At 57.8% G+C, this 943-nt stretch carries 1 protein-coding gene; it reads left to right on the top strand.

Annotation, left to right across the window (positions count from 1 at the left end):
- Window positions 1-366 precede the first annotated feature (366 nt).
- Window positions 367-822, top strand: a complete 456-nt coding sequence (locus GYA94_RS24415) for an REP-associated tyrosine transposase (protein ID WP_110679870.1) — start codon at window positions 367-369, stop codon at window positions 820-822.
- Window positions 823-943: the final 121 nt, after the last annotated feature.

Below are 943 nucleotides of genomic sequence, written 5' to 3'. Positions count from 1 at the left end.
CTTGATGGTGATTTCTGGGAAGACTTTGACGATGAGTTTCATTGGTTAACAGCGCGCGCAGGGCCTGCCGAAAATGAGGGGCGCGAATTATATCGGCAATCCCCCCGGGTTTGACCCATTTTCTCATGCCATGCGCCGTGCCGGTAAAGGTACGGCGATGGAGCGGCATTGCCCGCGAGGCCGCGCCGCCCGCGCGGCGCATCGCGAGCTGCGCTCGCTCCTACGCTTGTTTCGGGCCAGTTATGCCTGGGCCAGGTGCGCGCGAACGCTTTGGTCCTTGTTTACATACTGCAAATCACTGGCGGGTCGATCCCTGCACAGGCTGACTATGCTGACCGAGCAATTACCTGCTCAAGGATGAACGCAATGCCGAACCCTCATGGCTACAGGCTTCGCCGCGCGCGATGCTCGGTACCAGGCAGGCTTTATATGCTGACTACGGTCACTCATCGACGTAAGCCTTTGTTTCACGACCTCCGCTTCGCACGGTTGGTCATCCAAAACCTTCGTTACGCGGAAGAACAACACCACTGCCGATCGCTGACCTGGGTCGTAATGCCAGACCATGTGCATTGGCTGATTGAGCTGAAAGAAGTGACGCTTGGAACATTGATGCAGCGCTTCAAAAGCCAGTCCAGCAATGCGCTTCAAAAGGCCGGGGCAAAGGGGAAGCCGGTGTGGCAGGCAGGTTATTACGACCGAGCCTTGCGCCGGGACGAGGATGTTTTCAAGATCGCGAGATACATCGTTGCCAATCCGGTAAGGGCCGGACTGGTGACATCGGTTGGCGCATATCCTCATTGGGATGCAGCATGGCTTTAAGGCATCACGATGGAGACGTATCGCACGCCGCCCGCGCCTCGCGACAGTTATGCCTGTGCGGATTGTGCACGAACGCTCCAGGGCATCGCGGGGCATACTAAGAAATCGAGTAGGAGGCGGG

Origin of the sequence: Pseudomonas juntendi (genome assembly GCF_009932375.1) — a bacterium.
In the GTDB taxonomy this organism is placed as follows: domain Bacteria; phylum Pseudomonadota; class Gammaproteobacteria; order Pseudomonadales; family Pseudomonadaceae; genus Aquipseudomonas; species Aquipseudomonas juntendi.
Note: the sequence above shows the minus strand (reverse complement) of the source record. Positions and strands in the feature narration are given on the sequence as shown.

Bases quoted from the DNA above. Each gene is read 5' to 3' on its own strand.
- GYA94_RS24415 (WP_110679870.1), top strand. From the start codon at position 367: ATGCCGAACCCTCATGGCTACAGGCTTCGCCGCGCGCGATGCTCGGTA.